The following is a 14,249-nucleotide window of genomic DNA, read 5'->3' as shown; positions in this document are numbered from 1 at the left end:
CATGCTAAGCGCCCCTCCCCGTTGGCCTAACCCGGTCACCTTGAGCACGGGGCGCGAATGCCTCGAGGCTTATCATACTTGGCTTGCTGATGCCTTCGTCACCGCGGATATTGATTTTCTGCTTGCTCACCGCAGTAACTTTATCGATACGCTTCTGCAACAGCTATGGCAGCAATTTAATCTTGACCAGAGTCATCTTAGCTTAATCGCCGTTGGTGGCTATGGCCGTGGTACACTGCATCCGCAATCAGATATCGATTTACTCTTTCTTCATGCAGAACCGCTCTCGACAGTAGAACAAGAAAATATTCAGCAAATCATCCAGTTTTTGTGGGATCTGCGACTGGATGTTGGGCATAGCGTAAGAACGCCCGCACAGTGCATTCAACAAGCAGCAGAGGATGTCACCGTGGCAACAAGCTTGCTAGAGCAACGCGTAGTGTGCGGTAATCAACCTTTAGCAGAGCAATTCTTATGGCAAGTTCAACGTGAATTTCCATGGTCGAGTCGCGCTTACTACCAAGCTAAATATGTCGAACAACAAGAGCGCCATCAACGCTATCACGGTACGGCTTACAACCTAGAACCGAACGTTAAAAGCACTCCCGGCGGTTTACGTGACATTCAAACCATCAGTTGGATAGCTAAACGTCATTTTCACACGCAAAATGATGAAACTTTGGTTCAGCATGGCTATATCTCGGCTGAAGAGCTTTTAGAACTGAGAGAATATCAACAATTACTCGGGCGCATTCGCTTTGCGCTGCATTTAGAAGCTCAAAAGAAAGAAGATCGATTACTGTTTGATTATCAACCGGGCGTTGCCGCGCGGCTAGGCTATGGTGAGCCGGGCAAACATGCCGTTGAAGCCTTAATGAAGGATTACTTCAATGCGGTGGTTGGTGTCACTGAGCTCAACGACATGCTATTGCAGTTTTTCGAACAAAGTATCCTTAGCAGTAAGCACGTTGAGCCACTGCAACTAAACGACAACTTTGAAGCCTACGGACCATTGATTGCAGCACGACATGAAAACGTCTTTGCTGAGCCTCAAAATTTACTGCAATGTATGTTGTTAGTGGCGGCACATCCGCAATTAAAACAATTGCAGGCTCAAACACTCCGACTATTGCGTAACGCCCGCCGTCAATTGCGTCAGCCGCTAAGCAATGATGCCGAATGTCGTCAGTTATTCATGCAATTGTTACGCCATCCCAACGGTTGCGGTGACGCCTTTCGACTCATGCACAAACATCAACTCATGGCCAACTATTTACCCCAGTGGCAGCAAATTGTTGGACAAATGCAGTTTGACCTTTTTCATGCCTATACTGTCGACGAACACACGTATCGACTGGTTCGAAACCTTTATCGCTATAGCGATTCAGAGTATGCAGAAGAGTTTCCGTTGTGCGCCGAACTTGTAAGAAATATGGAAAAACCCGAACTGTTATATCTGTCGGGTATCTTTCACGATATTGCGAAAGGTCGTGGTGGCGATCATTCGGAGCTTGGTGAGATTGACGCCTTAAATTTTGCTCGACTGCATGAATTAAAGCCTGAGGATGGCAAACTGATTGCTTGGTTGGTACGCAATCATTTAGTGATGTCGGTTACTGCACAAAAACGCGATATTCATGATCCGGAAGTGGTTCGCCAGTTTGCAGAGCAAGTTGGTAACCGCCGCTATCTTGACTATTTGTATTGTTTAACCGTTGCCGATATCCGTGCCACCAACAGTAGCTTGTGGAACAACTGGAAAGCGACACTGCTCGAGAATTTGTACCAATCTACCGCGCAGTTTCTTACTCAAAGTAAACCGTCGCCAGCTGGCGAAATGCGCCAACGGATTCATCAACATCAAGCGCACGCCATGGGGCTACTACTGAGCCTCGGCTTTGGCGCTAAAGCGGTAAATGAATTGTGGAGCCGTTTTACCGCCGATTATTTCCTTCGTCATCAACCCGAGCAAATTGCGTGGCACTCACAATATATTTTACAACTCGAGTCAGACGATCAGTTACCGCTGATTCTGGTTGGCGATGAAAACAATCAAGGCACTACCGAATTATTTGTTTATCATCTTGAACATGAAAACTTGTTTGCTGCGGTTGCCGCAGTATTAGATAGTCAGGCACTTAGCATTCACGATGCCCAGATTTTGGCGACGCGCGATGGCTATGTCATGGATACCTTTGTAGTACTTCAAGACGACGGCGAGCCACTCACTGACATCCGTCGCATTGAATCGCTAAAACAACAGCTTCACGATGTATTGCGGCAACGACAATCGGCGCCAAGCGCACAGCGTCGCCTGCCGCGGCGGTTACGTAGTTTCAATGTCGCTACTAAAGTTGAGTTTGTGAGTGAGCGGAATCCTCGTCGCACGGCTTTTGAATTAACTGCGCTCGACCGACCGGGACTAGTCGCCCGCGTCGCAAAAGTGCTTCAGGCATTGGATTTGAACATACTTACCGCTAAAATCACCACGGTTGGCGAACAGGCGGAAGATTTATTTATTGTCACTACCCGTCGTAATGAAGCCTTAAGTAACGAACAGAAACAGCAATTGCGTGAGCAAATCATTGCTGCTCTCGATCATTAGTAAGCGTCTTTCAGGCGTGATATCAAGTAGTTATAGGATAGTTCATGAGCACACTACAAGAACGAATTGAAGCCGCATTTGAGCAACGCGCGGATATTTCACCAAGCCGCGTACCCACTGATCTGCAACGCGATTTAACCGAAGTGATTCAAAAGATTGATCAAGGTGAGTATCGAGTTGCAGAAAAAATTGACGGGCAATGGGTCGTCAACGAATGGTTGAAAAAGGCCGTGTTACTCTCATTTCGCACGCAAGATAATCACGTGATGAACGGTGGCGAAACTCGTTTTTTCGATAAAGTTGATAGCAAATTTATCGGCTATGATGATGCCCGCTTCCGCGCTGAAGGTATGCGAGTTGTACCACCAGCGATGGTGCGTAAAGGCGCATTTATCGGTCGTAATGTGGTACTGATGCCATCGTACGTCAATATCGGCGCCTACGTGGGCGAAGGTACCATGGTTGATACCTGGGCCACGGTAGGCTCATGTGCGCAAATAGGTAAAAACGTTCATCTTTCTGGCGGTGTTGGTATTGGTGGTGTGTTAGAACCATTACAGGCTGCACCAACCATTATCGAAGACAATTGCTTCATTGGTGCACGCTCAGAGATTGTTGAAGGCGTGATTGTTGAAGAAGGCGCGGTTATCTCTATGGGTGTTTATATTGGTCAAAGCACTCGTATTTATGATCGTGAAACTGGTAAGATTCATTACGGTCGCGTACCAGCAGGTGCCGTTGTCGTGCCAGGCACCTTGCCGGCAAAAGATGGCTCGCACAGCTTGTACGCCGCAATTATCGTGAAGAAAGTTGACGCAAAAACACGCGCAAAAGTTGGCATTAACGAACTTCTGCGCGCAGCTGATTAATTTGTTTCAGTAAACGGTCGTAATAAGTCTTGAGGTAACGGCAGTTCAATACGAACTGCCGTTTTCGTATGGGGGTGTTCAAAAGCTAATTCGGTTGCCGCAAGCATCAATCTGTGCAGATTAAAATGCTCTCTAAAAAATCGATTATGGCGACCATCGCCATGATGGCTGTCACCGATAATAGGATGCCGCAAATGCGCCATGTGCCGTCGCAACTGATGTTTTCTACCAGTTTTCGGCTTCAGCTGCATTAACGAATAGCGCGATGTTGGGTGGCGTTTCCCCACAGCAAACGGTAATTCTATTTGCTTTATACAGCGATATTCAGTCACCGCCGCTTGTGCCTCTTTATTGGGATCGGCCTGAGCATCCGCAATTTTATCCAATTCCTCTTTCAGCGGATAATCGAGTACGCCGTCGCTTAAATAGCCGCGAACTACAGCATGGTAAGTTTTCTCAACCAGACGGTTAGCAAATAACTCAGTGGTCAATCGTGCCGTGTCGGCATCTTTGGCAAACAATAAAATACCTGAGGTAGGTCGATCAAGACGATGAACCGGATAGACACGTTGACCAATTTGGTCGCGAACTTTTTGCAGTGCGAACTCAGTCGCCTCACGCGCAATCCAACTACGATGAACTAATAAGCCGCTCGGTTTATCAATTGCCACGAAATAATCGTCATGGAACAGTATCGGTAATTCGGTATTAAAATTAGACATCTTCGGCTAGAGGGTCCGCCCCGCTCAGTAAAATATCGAACTCGCGCAAACTTGAAATGAGCCCTTCGTGATGCTCAAGTTCTTCACGGTAAACGTGCGTCGCCATTGGGCTAACTGCGATGTTTTGTGGCAACGGGTGTTCGCCATCGAGCATCGCCCACATACGCGGCAACATAATAAATTGCAGCCACTGGTGAAAATCCAGTGTATCCATCGCAAACGGTTCAACACTCTCCAGCGCTTGCGCCGAAGGATAATGCGTTTGCCACAAGCCTAGACAATTGAGTTCGGCTTCAATTCGTTCAAGTAAACGCGCTGCGCGTTGTCGTTGGTCCATGACTACCTCCACGACTTATTTTAGTTATAATGGCCGACATCTTTAAGCAAAATGATAAATGTTGCAAGTTTCATGACCATGACAAACCTAGCTGAGTTACTCAGCGAAAGCCATAGTGATTATCTCGTTTACGATTTAGGCCGCCGCGTTCAAGCGATAGATACCGATACATTTAACGCAATTTGCGCGCAACAGCGTCCTTACCCGTACCCGCTGCAAGACCAAGCATGGTTTGCTGTTGTGTTCTGGCCGAAACTCCGAGCTGAACAGCCAGAGCCGTTTCTATGGTTCTTAAAAATGCCCCTCGATGAGCGCGGTTTGCTTGATCATGCCGCACAACAAGAGTTTATGGCGCATGTGATCGCATTACTCGGCCAACAAATTACTGGCGCTCTCACTAGCGAACAAGAGCAACAGTTGCAGCAATCAGCTTATTTATTTACGCCTTCAGAAGCCAAGCGTGCAGCGATACATGCGCAACTTACCGCAGGTTGGAACCGACCACCATCTCGGTACTTCAACGCGGCACTCGAGGAATTGCAATCGCCAACAGAAAGCGGCTGGCAACATTTGGGCCTGCAAGGTATTCATGATGTGGCGGCCCGCTTAAAGCAACACCCTGAGAGCACGCAAGCGATTGCCGCGCATTTCGAGAATTATCCAGACGCGTTACAAAATGCCTTGGCTGAAGCGCTCGAACATACACAACCACCGCAAGAATTAGCTGATAAATTGCTAACTTTGGTAAATGCTCAACAACAACAGTTGCGTCTTAATGTGCTGCGAGCACTTGCCGGTTTTGCCAATACGCCGCAATTGCAAACCTTGTTAGCGCAGCGCATGGCAGTGGCAACAGCTGATGAATTAGTTATCATTGTCGCACGGCTCTGGCCGGCGTTATGCGGGAATGCCGAATTGATGGAAGCCTATCTTGTTCGCGTGGCGGAACTAAATAATGCTGCTCTGTTTGGCGGTATCGTGCGCGATCTGCTGCGTTTACCAGAAACTCGCATCTTTACTTTAGGGTTAGTACAACGCAATGATCTGCCGGTTGCTTTGTATCAAGCTTGGCAACAGTTCATTGGAGCTAATTCATGATACTAGGCGATGCCATCTTACTGCTTTTTGTCGGCTTTGTGGTTTTACTATTCTGGCAAGGTCGACGTCAGGCCGAGCACGCACGGCGCTACGTTGAGCAGTATTGCAAAACGCACCAATTGCAGTTTTTAGATATTGCTTGGCAAAGTGGACGACCGGCAAAACGGGCGCGCCATATCGGCTGGTTAAGTACCTACGAATTTGGTTTTAGTAGTGATGGTGAGAGTCGCTACGTGGGGCAAGCGACGTTATTTAACTTACGCTTAGTGGAAGTAACCGTGCCGCCCCATCGCGTACCGAATGCCGATTAATTAGACGGGCGAGAATTCTTTGGCCCAGTTTTAATGCCAATCAGACTTAATAGAAACTGACCATACATCACCCAGTCGCCTAATAATGAATAAGCCGGATACTTAAATGTCGCCGGCTTGTTGTGCTCAAAACCGAAGTGCCCCAACCATGCAAACCCGTATCCCACGAATGGAATAGCCACTAACCAAAGCCACTGTTGAGTGAATACTGCGTAGACAAGTACCCCCAACACCAACGTACTGCCAATATAATGCATAGCGCGACAGCGTGGGTCAGCGTGCTCCGCTAAATAGTACGGATAAAACTCAGAGAAATTCTTAAACTGCACGATTCACCTCTTGTGCTTGAACTCGCGATTGAAACAATAATTTGCCACGAATGTCGCCGACATCAAGTTCTTGCACCAGCTCATAGCTATTTTGCTCAAACAGTTTGAGATGTTGTGGTTGGGTGACATAAACCGCTAAACCACGCGATTGCGGCTCTTCATCCAATGCCGCTTTTGCGGCACGAACCAATAGATCACCCCACCCCTGTTGCTGATAACGTGGACTTACCGCAATAAACGCCAGCATGTGGTAATCATCACCACCAATCACTTCCTGAATTAAACGTTCTTTTTCGAGCAACTGCATGGTACTCACATAGCCCGCAGTTAATAGCATTTTCAGACGCCAGTGCCAGTATTTTCCTGGCCCAAAACTTTTGCCCGGCTGGGTTAAACAAACCACACCAATTAATGACTCACCATCAAAAACACCGAGCATGGGCTGCTGTGCTTCCCAAAAGGCCATCAACTCTTCACGTATCGCGGCTCGTAACCGTTTTTCATAATCCGGTTTATCGGCCTGAAAAATTGACATGAGTAAGGCATCATCATGATAGGCCTGATACAGCAGCGACGCCGCCATTTTTAAATCTTCAGCAACTAAATAAGTTAATTGCCCTTCACGTAATTGAGCTGGATTTATTGTTGTCATTCTATGCTCTTTCCTTCGTACTCGGTTTGGTGAGCGCTACTACACCGTTACAACCTCAACGCTCGGATACGTTACAACTACAAATAACTAATGCTCAAATTACTTGATCCAGATCAATTTGGCTATACCCTACTCCATTTCTTCGCTGACAATTCTTGGTTTAATTTTTTCGATGAAGGCCGCCAATGATGGCGCCAATATTTCATGTTGTGGTTGGCCGACAAACTCGAGTCCAACTTGACCAGATTCATTATCAACGGTTATCAGCAAGTCATCGGATTCTTCCGCCAATCCAATAAACAGCGTGATCGGTTGACGCAGTCGGCGTTTCATTAACACATGCCCTGCTAAATTAGCTTGTAATCGTTCGCCGTCTTCGCGACAGTGGTTTTGTAATAAAATTAACGGGTGATTGTCGTACTCGACATTGAGATCTGCCGCGAACCAACGTCCGTAGAATATTGCGATATCCGGATGAAATGGCTGCTCAAGCGCATTAGCAAGATCATCAAATTGCAATGGTTCCTGTTGTAGAATGGGTTGCCAATGCACGAGTTCTTCTGCTGCAGCTTCATTACCTTCAGGTTGGCGATAGATAGGCGCTTGCCAATCTTCGTGAGCTTCAGTTAATAAAGGGATATTAACTTCTGCGTAAGCGGTGCTATAACGGTGAATAAAGTCATCAAATACGGTAACAAGCGACATGAATGAGCCCTATGGTTTTTTCTGGTAACTCAATGATAGCGGCGCTACAATGGCCGACTGCATTAAAAACGGTAGTGTAACAGGTAATTAAAATCGATGAAGCAAGAGCTTGCCCATTTAAATTTGGGACAACCCACACAATATCCAACGCATTACGACGCCGCACTATTGCAAGCGGTACCACGTCAGCTCAATCGCACACCAATTGGTCTTGAAGAAGGTGCTCAGTTACCGTTTCATGGCGATGACATTTGGCACGGTTACGAATTGTCGTGGCTAAATCACCTCGGTGTACCGCAAGTTGCCTTGGCTGAGTTTCGAGTGCCTTGTACCAGTGCCAACCTCATTGAATCAAAGTCATTCAAGCTCTATCTCAATAGCTTTAACGAAAGTCGTTGGGACAGCTGGGCTGATGTGCAAGAGCAACTTGCTATTGATTTATCGGATTGTGCAGGCGCCTCAGTAGCAGTTCGGCTTAGTACTGTCCAGCAAGCACAACGATTGGCCTTTGGCGATTTACCTGGGCATTGTATTGATGAGCAAGCCATCGAAATTGATTGTTACGACTATAATCCTGAGCTGTTGCAGTTAAGCTCAAACGACATCGTGTCTGAGACCCTTCACAGCCACCTGTTGAAATCTAACTGCCTTATTACAAATCAGCCAGATTGGGGGTCGGTATTAATCCGCTATCACGGTCCGGCAATTGACCATGCAGCTCTTCTTCGCTATATCATCTCATTTCGACATCACAATGAGTTTCATGAACAATGCGTTGAACGGCTTTATATGGATATAAAATCGCGACTCAAACCAACACAGTTAACTGTTTACGCGCGTTACACACGCCGCGGTGGCTTGGATATAAATCCATTTCGTTCTGATTTCGAGCCAACACCTCAGTCTGTGCGCTTAAGTCGCCAATAATAATAAACAAGGAAAAACTATGAGATTTAAGATTTCTCCACGCGGCAGCATGAGCTTGCTGTCGCAATTGGAAATTAACCGCTTACAACAAAGTAGCGACGAACAACTGTATCGCCTATTTCGCAACTGCTGCTTGGCGGTATTAAATGCGGGAAGTACGACCGACAGCAGTGAAGAGATTTTTGAAAAGTACAAAGATTTTGACGTGAATGTGCTTAAATGCGAGCGCGGTGTCCAACTTGAGCTGGTGAATCCACCTGCTGAAGCATTTGTGGACGGCAAACTTATAGCTGGTATGCAAGAACTGGTTGAAGCGGTGCTGCGTGACATTTTATTTACCGGTGAACGTTATAACGCACAAACTCTTGATTCAGCCGATACCCATACCCTCACCCACGTAGTGTTCGATATTTTGCGTAACGCGCAAGTGGTTCAACCGAATCTCGAGCCAAATGTGATTGTTTGTTGGGGTGGTCACTCAATTAACGAAGTTGAATACAAATATACCAAAGAAGTTGGTTATCAACTCGGCCTTCGTAGCCTAAATATTTGTACCGGTTGTGGCCCAGGCGCTATGAAAGGCCCAATGAAAGGTGCAACCATTGGTCACGCCAAACAACGTATTGTTGATGGCCGTTATTTAGGTTTCACTGAGCCAGGAATTATTGCCGCAGAACCACCAAATCCAATCGTCAACGAATTGGTCATTCTGCCTGATATCGAGAAGCGCTTAGAAGCATTTGTGCGCTGTGCGCATGGTATTGTGATTTTCCCAGGTGGCGCAGGCACAGCCGAAGAATTACTCTATATTCTCGGTATTTTAATGCATCCGAACAATCAACGTCAGGTGTTACCGATTATTCTGACTGGCCCTGAAAGCAGTCGTGGCTATTTTGAAGCTATTGACGACTTTATTGCGGCTACATTAGGTGACGATGCGCGTAAATTGTATCAAATCATCATTGCTGACCCAGCTGAAGTTGCGAAAACCATGACTCAGGGCGCTCAAGCAGTGAAAGAATATCGTCGTGACACGGGTGACTCGTATTGCTTTAACTGGACCCTGCACATTGATGAAGCGTTCCAACGTCCATTCGTGCCTAATCATGATAATGTACGAAACTTAAACCTTCATCGTGAGCAAGAGCCGCAAGCACTAGCTGCCGACTTACGCCGAGCGTTTTCAGCCATTGTCGCTGGTAACGTGAAAGATGATGGTATTCGTGCAATTCGCAAACATGGTGTGTTCGAAATACATGGCGAAACCGACATGATGAAGAAGTTGGACGTATTGTTGCGGGCATTCGTCGAACAAAGCCGGATGAAACTACCGGGTTCGGTATATCATCCATGTTATCGCGTCATTACTGACTAAAATCGCTAGGGAGGCGCAGCCAATGTCGAAGATGCTGAAAGTCGTACTTATCGGCTTTGCAATTTATGCGGCAGCCGCTGCGCTGGTCCTGCACTTTTATCAAGCCGATCCTGAAAACATGAGTTGGCAGGAACGCGAAACCTTTAATTTGAAGCAAATCGGTCGATTGAATTTGGGAACCCCGCGCGATGACGTGATTCGCTTGCTCGGCTCGCCAGATATTAGCGAAGCAAAGGCAACCGACAATGGCGAAGTGCTGATTCTATTTTATCGCACTCACCACGTGAAATCAGACGGTATAACCACTCGTGATGAATGCACACCGTTGTTATTCAAAGATGGCGAGCTGATTGCTTGGGGTGCTGACGCTTATAGCGAGTATCAATCTTTTTAATGATGCTTAGCACCATTCCACACATCAAAATCTGCTATAGTTCGCGCCAATTTTGTACTCACATTTGACGACCCTAGAAGTAAGAAGGTACCTGCAATGAGCACCACAATTACCGTGATTCCAGGTGATGGCATTGGTCCAGACATCATCGATGCAACATTAAAAATTCTTGATAAAGCCGGCTGCGAGTTTAACTATGAATTTGCTGATGCGGGCTTAGCTGCTTTAGAAAAAACTGGCGAACTTTTACCACAAGCCACGTTGGATGCTATTGCTCGCAACAAAGCGACCTTAAAAGGCCCGCTGACAACGCCTGTTGGCGAAGGTTTTACCTCAATCAACGTAAGCTTACGCAAGCAGTTCAATCTGTACGCCAACGTGCGTCCAGTAAAATCATTCAAGGGCACCAAAGCACGTTACGAAGATATCGATATCATCACCGTGCGTGAAAATACTGAAGGCATGTACTCAGGCTTAGGTCAGGTTGTCTCTGAAGATGGCTCAGAAGCCCAAGCAATGAGCAAAATTACTCGCGCGGGTGCTGAGCGTATCGTTCGCTTTGCTTACGAGCTAGCACGTCGTGAAGGCCGTAAAAAAGTAACTGCGGTTCATAAAGCGAACATTTTGAAGTCTACTTCAGGTTTGTTCCTTAAAGTGGCGCGTGAAATCGCAGCGGAATACCCAGATATTCAATCAGATGAAATGATTGTTGATGCAGTGTGCATGAAGCTTGTCATGAACCCAGAGCAATTTGATGTGATTGTTACCACCAACTTATTTGGTGATATTTTATCGGATCTTTGTGCTGGCTTGGTTGGCGGCTTAGGTATGGCACCGGGCGCTAACATTGGCGACAAATCAGCAATTTTTGAAGCGGTTCACGGCTCAGCACCAGATATCGCTGGGCAAAACTTAGCGAACCCTACGTCAGTTATTTTGGCAGCCATTCAAATGCTGGAATATCTTGGTATGCAGGACCAAGCAAAGCGTATTCTTGCTGCGGTTACTGATGTTATTGCAAGTGGCGACCGTACCACACGTGATTTAGGTGGTACTGGTGGTACAACCGACTTCACCCAAGCGGTCATCGATCGCCTGTAAGATTAGTTGATCATTCAAAACGAAAAGCCCAGTTCCTAACGGTTCTGGGCTTTTTTATGCTTCGTTTTCAATACGTTTTGACAATTATAGCCAGCGTATATGCACAGTAATCTCTTCGCGATCGTGATAAAGCTGTTTCGCTTGCAATTCAAACCGGCCACGACCTTGTTCAACTAACGTTTGCTTAATCTGTTCAAGGTATTCTGCCACTGCGGCATAGCGTCGCTTCATTGGTAGTTTCAAGTTGAAAATCGCTTCTTTGCAGTCACCATCAATCAACCAACTCGTCATCAGCTCACCAACACGCGCAGGTTTCTCAACCATATCGCAGACCAACCACGTCACGTTTTTTTTCTTCGGGCGATACTTAAAGCCATCTTCGCGAATATGTTTTACTTGGCCCGTATCCATTAAGCTTTGCGCCATTGGACCATTATCAACAGCTTGCACCATCATGCCACGACGCACTAACTGATACGTCCAACCACCAGGCGCCGCACCAAGATCAACGGCGTTCATGCCTGAGGTGATACGTTCTTCACGCTCGTGCTCTGGCACAAACACTTGAAACGCTTCGTCGAGCTTTAATGTTGAACGACTTGGCGCATCACTTGGCGAACGTAAGCGTGGAATACCCATCAACCAAGGTGATTGGTTAAACGAATAAGAAAAACCAATATATACTTCCTGATTACTTAAAAAGAACGCATGCAACGTTGGTCGACGGTCGCTTTCTTTCACCGTTAACCAATCAATTTTACGTAGTCCCTGACGCAGTGGCACAGTGAATTTACGACAAAATTTTGACAGCTCTTTACCATCATTGGTATCGGGTGTTTCCACACGAATATCGCCACACGGCTTCACACCAGCGAAAGCCTCTTGTACGTCCTCATCAAGCAGCGCCACTTGCACCGCACTTACCCGATCTTCTTGTGGCAGCTCGGTGACATGAGCCAAAATCACAATGAACTGGCGCGTGAAAATTAACTCTCGAAGAATTAACTTTTTCGCTAAATGCTCTGCTTCTTCCGATTGACAGCGATAAACCACAAAGCCTTGCTGCGGCTTTGTTTGGCAATAGCCATAGATGCCTAGTACTGCGGTTTTATCTTGCAGCTCTGCGGCACAATCATTTTCAAATCCGGGCCGACAATAGGCCACAATTCCGGTCATTCATAACCCCTTGGTAAAAGCGTTATTCGTTATTCGAATTTCGTTATTGGTTATTCGTAGAGCAAAGATTCAAACCTAATGACTTACTTTTATCTGTTTCGAATAACCAATAACGACTAACGATCAACGCTTTTTATTAGTTTCGTTACTTCGTTTACTGCCGCTTGCCACAATTGCTCGCGCGTATAGCCACTGCGCTTCGTTGGTTCAAGACTGTGATCACCACCCTCAATCCATTTTACCGCAACATTTGCAGGCAACGGATAACTGCGCACCTGCTCAGGCTTGCCAAAGTTATCTCGTGTACCTTGAATAATCAGATTCTGTTCGCGGTGATTATTTAAGTCATCCAGTCGCAATTTTTCAGGTTTGCCAACTGGGTGAAATGGAAAACCCAAGGCAATGGCGGCTCTTGAATTCAGCTCATCGGCAAGTCGAAACGCAACGCGAGAGCCCATTGACTTCCCCATTAAAAACAATGGTTTGTCGTCATTAAACTGGCTTGCCACGGTGCGCATGCAATGCTCCAGCTCAGACATTCGATTCGGTGGTCGACGTACACCTGAATCCATAAATTTTTGCCAATAAGGAAAGTTAAAGCGAACCACTTCAATATCGTTCAGTGCTAATGCCAGCGCGATATATTGCATAAAATCGCTTTGTAACCCAGCACCGGCGCCGTGCGCAAAAATCACTCGATATTGACCATCGGCGTTATCGCGATGAATCGCAACACGCTGGTTATCACTCATAACTATCCTCTTCTTCTTCGACCACTTGCAGTAGCCAATTTCGGAAGGTGGCGATTTTACCGACTTCTGACTGAGAGTCACGACAAACAAGATAAAAAGATTTCTGCCGTGGTAAGGCATCAGGGAATATTTGAATTAAATGTCCTGCATCAATTTCTGGCTTGACCAATACATTATTAGCTAACGCAATGCCCTGCCCGTGCACGGCTGCTTTCAGTGCTAAATTGGAATGACTAAAAATTGGCCCGTTGTCGCCCTTGTCTTTATCTATACCAACCAGCTTAAACCAGTCTTTCCAAGCATTGCGAGTTTCGTCGTGCAGTAACGTATGATTCAACAAATCACGTGGTTCACGCAGTGGTTTGGTGCCATTTAATAGTAATGGAGAACACACCGGAATCAGGTATTCATTGTGTAATTTATAAGCTTTTAAACCTGGCCACTTACCCGCGCCGTAATAAATAGCAACGTCAACGTCATCAGTTAATGAACCGTCCACTTCATCAACGGCACGAATGCGGACATCGATATCCGGATAAGCTTCACGAAACCGGCTTAAGCGCGGCACGAACCATAAAATGGCAAAACTTGGCGGTAATGAAATGGTTAGCGAGCCACGCTGACTGGCAAATTTCACCTTTTCAGTCGCTTGAACAATGTGATCGAAAATTTCTTTTAGTTCAAGATAATAGGATTGACCTTCTGGGGTAAGTAACAGTGACCGATTGCGGCGTAAAAATAATTGAACCCCCAAAAATTCCTCAAGCGCTTTTACTTGGTGACTTACCGCTGCTTGGGTAACAAACAATTCATCAGCTGCCCTAGTAAAACTCAGGTGTCGGGCAGCAGCTTCAAACGCTTTTAAGGCATTTAATGGGGGTAATTTACGCATCAGT

At 46.4% G+C, this 14,249-nt stretch carries 16 protein-coding genes; 8 read left to right on the top strand and 8 right to left on the bottom strand.

Going from position 1 to position 14,249, the window contains the following annotated elements; translation table 11 throughout:
* The first annotated feature begins 1 nt into the window (after position 1).
* Positions 2–2,605 (top strand): [protein-PII] uridylyltransferase, encoded by a 2,604-nt coding sequence (gene glnD / locus D3795_RS02225; protein WP_156265964.1) that lies wholly within the window; start codon positions 2–4, stop codon positions 2,603–2,605.
* Positions 2,606–2,649: 44 nt separating this feature from the next.
* Positions 2,650–3,474 carry a 2,3,4,5-tetrahydropyridine-2,6-dicarboxylate N-succinyltransferase gene (gene dapD / locus D3795_RS02220; RefSeq protein WP_156265963.1) on the top strand — a complete coding sequence of 275 codons (825 nt, stop codon included), beginning with the start codon at positions 2,650–2,652 and terminating at the stop codon, positions 3,472–3,474.
* Here dapD and truC read toward each other — a convergent pair.
* Positions 3,471–4,196, bottom strand: coding sequence for a tRNA pseudouridine(65) synthase TruC (gene truC / locus D3795_RS02215; protein WP_156265962.1), 726 nt, complete (start codon positions 4,194–4,196; stop codon positions 3,471–3,473). The two genes, dapD and truC, sit on opposite strands and share 4 nt — an antisense overlap.
* Positions 4,189–4,533 carry a YqcC family protein gene (locus tag D3795_RS02210; RefSeq protein ID WP_156265961.1) on the bottom strand — a complete coding sequence of 115 codons (345 nt, stop codon included), beginning with the start codon at positions 4,531–4,533 and terminating at the stop codon, positions 4,189–4,191. The genes truC and D3795_RS02210 overlap by 8 nt, the downstream gene beginning before the upstream one ends.
* 72 nt (positions 4,534–4,605) lie before the next feature.
* On the opposite strand from D3795_RS02210, the gene D3795_RS02205 reads away from it, so the two are divergent.
* Both D3795_RS02205 and D3795_RS02200 read left to right on the top strand, forming a co-directional pair.
* Positions 4,606–5,631 (top strand): DUF3549 family protein, encoded by a 1,026-nt coding sequence (locus D3795_RS02205; RefSeq protein ID WP_173020973.1) that lies wholly within the window; start codon positions 4,606–4,608, stop codon positions 5,629–5,631.
* Positions 5,628–5,942 (top strand): DUF3301 domain-containing protein, encoded by a 315-nt coding sequence (locus D3795_RS02200; protein ID WP_156265959.1) that lies wholly within the window; start codon positions 5,628–5,630, stop codon positions 5,940–5,942. The genes D3795_RS02205 and D3795_RS02200 overlap by 4 nt, the downstream gene beginning before the upstream one ends.
* On the opposite strand, the gene D3795_RS02195 is transcribed toward D3795_RS02200, so the two are convergent.
* From D3795_RS02195 to syd, 3 genes are all read right to left on the bottom strand, one after another.
* A complete protein-coding gene (locus D3795_RS02195; protein WP_156265958.1) occupies positions 5,939–6,274 on the bottom strand; it encodes a DUF962 domain-containing protein in 336 nt (111 codons plus the stop codon). The genes D3795_RS02200 and D3795_RS02195 overlap by 4 nt on opposite strands.
* Entirely contained in the window at positions 6,261–6,923 is a 663-nt protein-coding gene (locus tag D3795_RS02190) for a GNAT family N-acetyltransferase (protein ID WP_156265957.1), read from the bottom strand. Before D3795_RS02190 ends, D3795_RS02195 begins: the two co-directional genes overlap by 14 nt.
* A 129-nt stretch (positions 6,924–7,052) precedes the next feature.
* On the bottom strand, positions 7,053–7,628 hold the full coding sequence (gene syd / locus D3795_RS02185; protein ID WP_156265956.1) for a SecY-interacting protein: 576 nt from the start codon (positions 7,626–7,628) through the stop codon (positions 7,053–7,055).
* Positions 7,629–7,724: 96 nt separating this feature from the next.
* On the opposite strand from syd, the gene queF reads away from it, so the two are divergent.
* The 4 genes from queF (at position 7,725) to D3795_RS02165 (ending at position 11,425) form a co-directional block, all read left to right on the top strand.
* On the top strand, positions 7,725–8,555 hold the full coding sequence (queF, locus tag D3795_RS02180) for an NADPH-dependent 7-cyano-7-deazaguanine reductase QueF (protein WP_156265955.1): 831 nt from the start codon (positions 7,725–7,727) through the stop codon (positions 8,553–8,555).
* Positions 8,556–8,574: 19 nt separating this feature from the next.
* Positions 8,575–9,930, top strand: coding sequence for a nucleotide 5'-monophosphate nucleosidase PpnN (ppnN, locus tag D3795_RS02175; protein ID WP_156265954.1), 1,356 nt, complete (start codon positions 8,575–8,577; stop codon positions 9,928–9,930).
* A 22-nt stretch (positions 9,931–9,952) separates the two neighbouring features.
* Positions 9,953–10,324 (top strand): DUF3192 domain-containing protein, encoded by a 372-nt coding sequence (locus D3795_RS02170; protein WP_126758968.1) that lies wholly within the window; start codon positions 9,953–9,955, stop codon positions 10,322–10,324.
* Positions 10,325–10,420: 96 nt separating this feature from the next.
* Complete coding sequence (locus tag D3795_RS02165) at positions 10,421–11,425, top strand: isocitrate dehydrogenase (protein WP_156265953.1); 1,005 nt, start codon at positions 10,421–10,423, stop codon at positions 11,423–11,425.
* A gap of 84 nt (positions 11,426–11,509) precedes the next feature.
* On the opposite strand, the gene rlmM is transcribed toward D3795_RS02165, so the two are convergent.
* From rlmM to D3795_RS02150, 3 genes are all read right to left on the bottom strand, one after another.
* Positions 11,510–12,601 carry a 23S rRNA (cytidine(2498)-2'-O)-methyltransferase RlmM gene (rlmM, locus tag D3795_RS02160; RefSeq protein ID WP_156265952.1) on the bottom strand — a complete coding sequence of 364 codons (1,092 nt, stop codon included), beginning with the start codon at positions 12,599–12,601 and terminating at the stop codon, positions 11,510–11,512.
* Between the two features lie 116 nt (positions 12,602–12,717).
* Positions 12,718–13,353 carry an alpha/beta family hydrolase gene (locus tag D3795_RS02155; protein WP_156265951.1) on the bottom strand — a complete coding sequence of 212 codons (636 nt, stop codon included), beginning with the start codon at positions 13,351–13,353 and terminating at the stop codon, positions 12,718–12,720.
* Entirely contained in the window at positions 13,346–14,248 is a 903-nt protein-coding gene (locus tag D3795_RS02150) for a transcriptional regulator GcvA (protein ID WP_173021037.1), read from the bottom strand. The genes D3795_RS02155 and D3795_RS02150 overlap by 8 nt, the downstream gene beginning before the upstream one ends.
* Position 14,249: the final 1 nt, after the last annotated feature.

The sequence above is a fragment of the Pseudidiomarina andamanensis genome (genome assembly GCF_009734345.1).
Classification (GTDB): domain Bacteria; phylum Pseudomonadota; class Gammaproteobacteria; order Enterobacterales; family Alteromonadaceae; genus Pseudidiomarina; species Pseudidiomarina andamanensis.
This window is presented reverse-complemented; position numbering and strand designations above follow the sequence as displayed.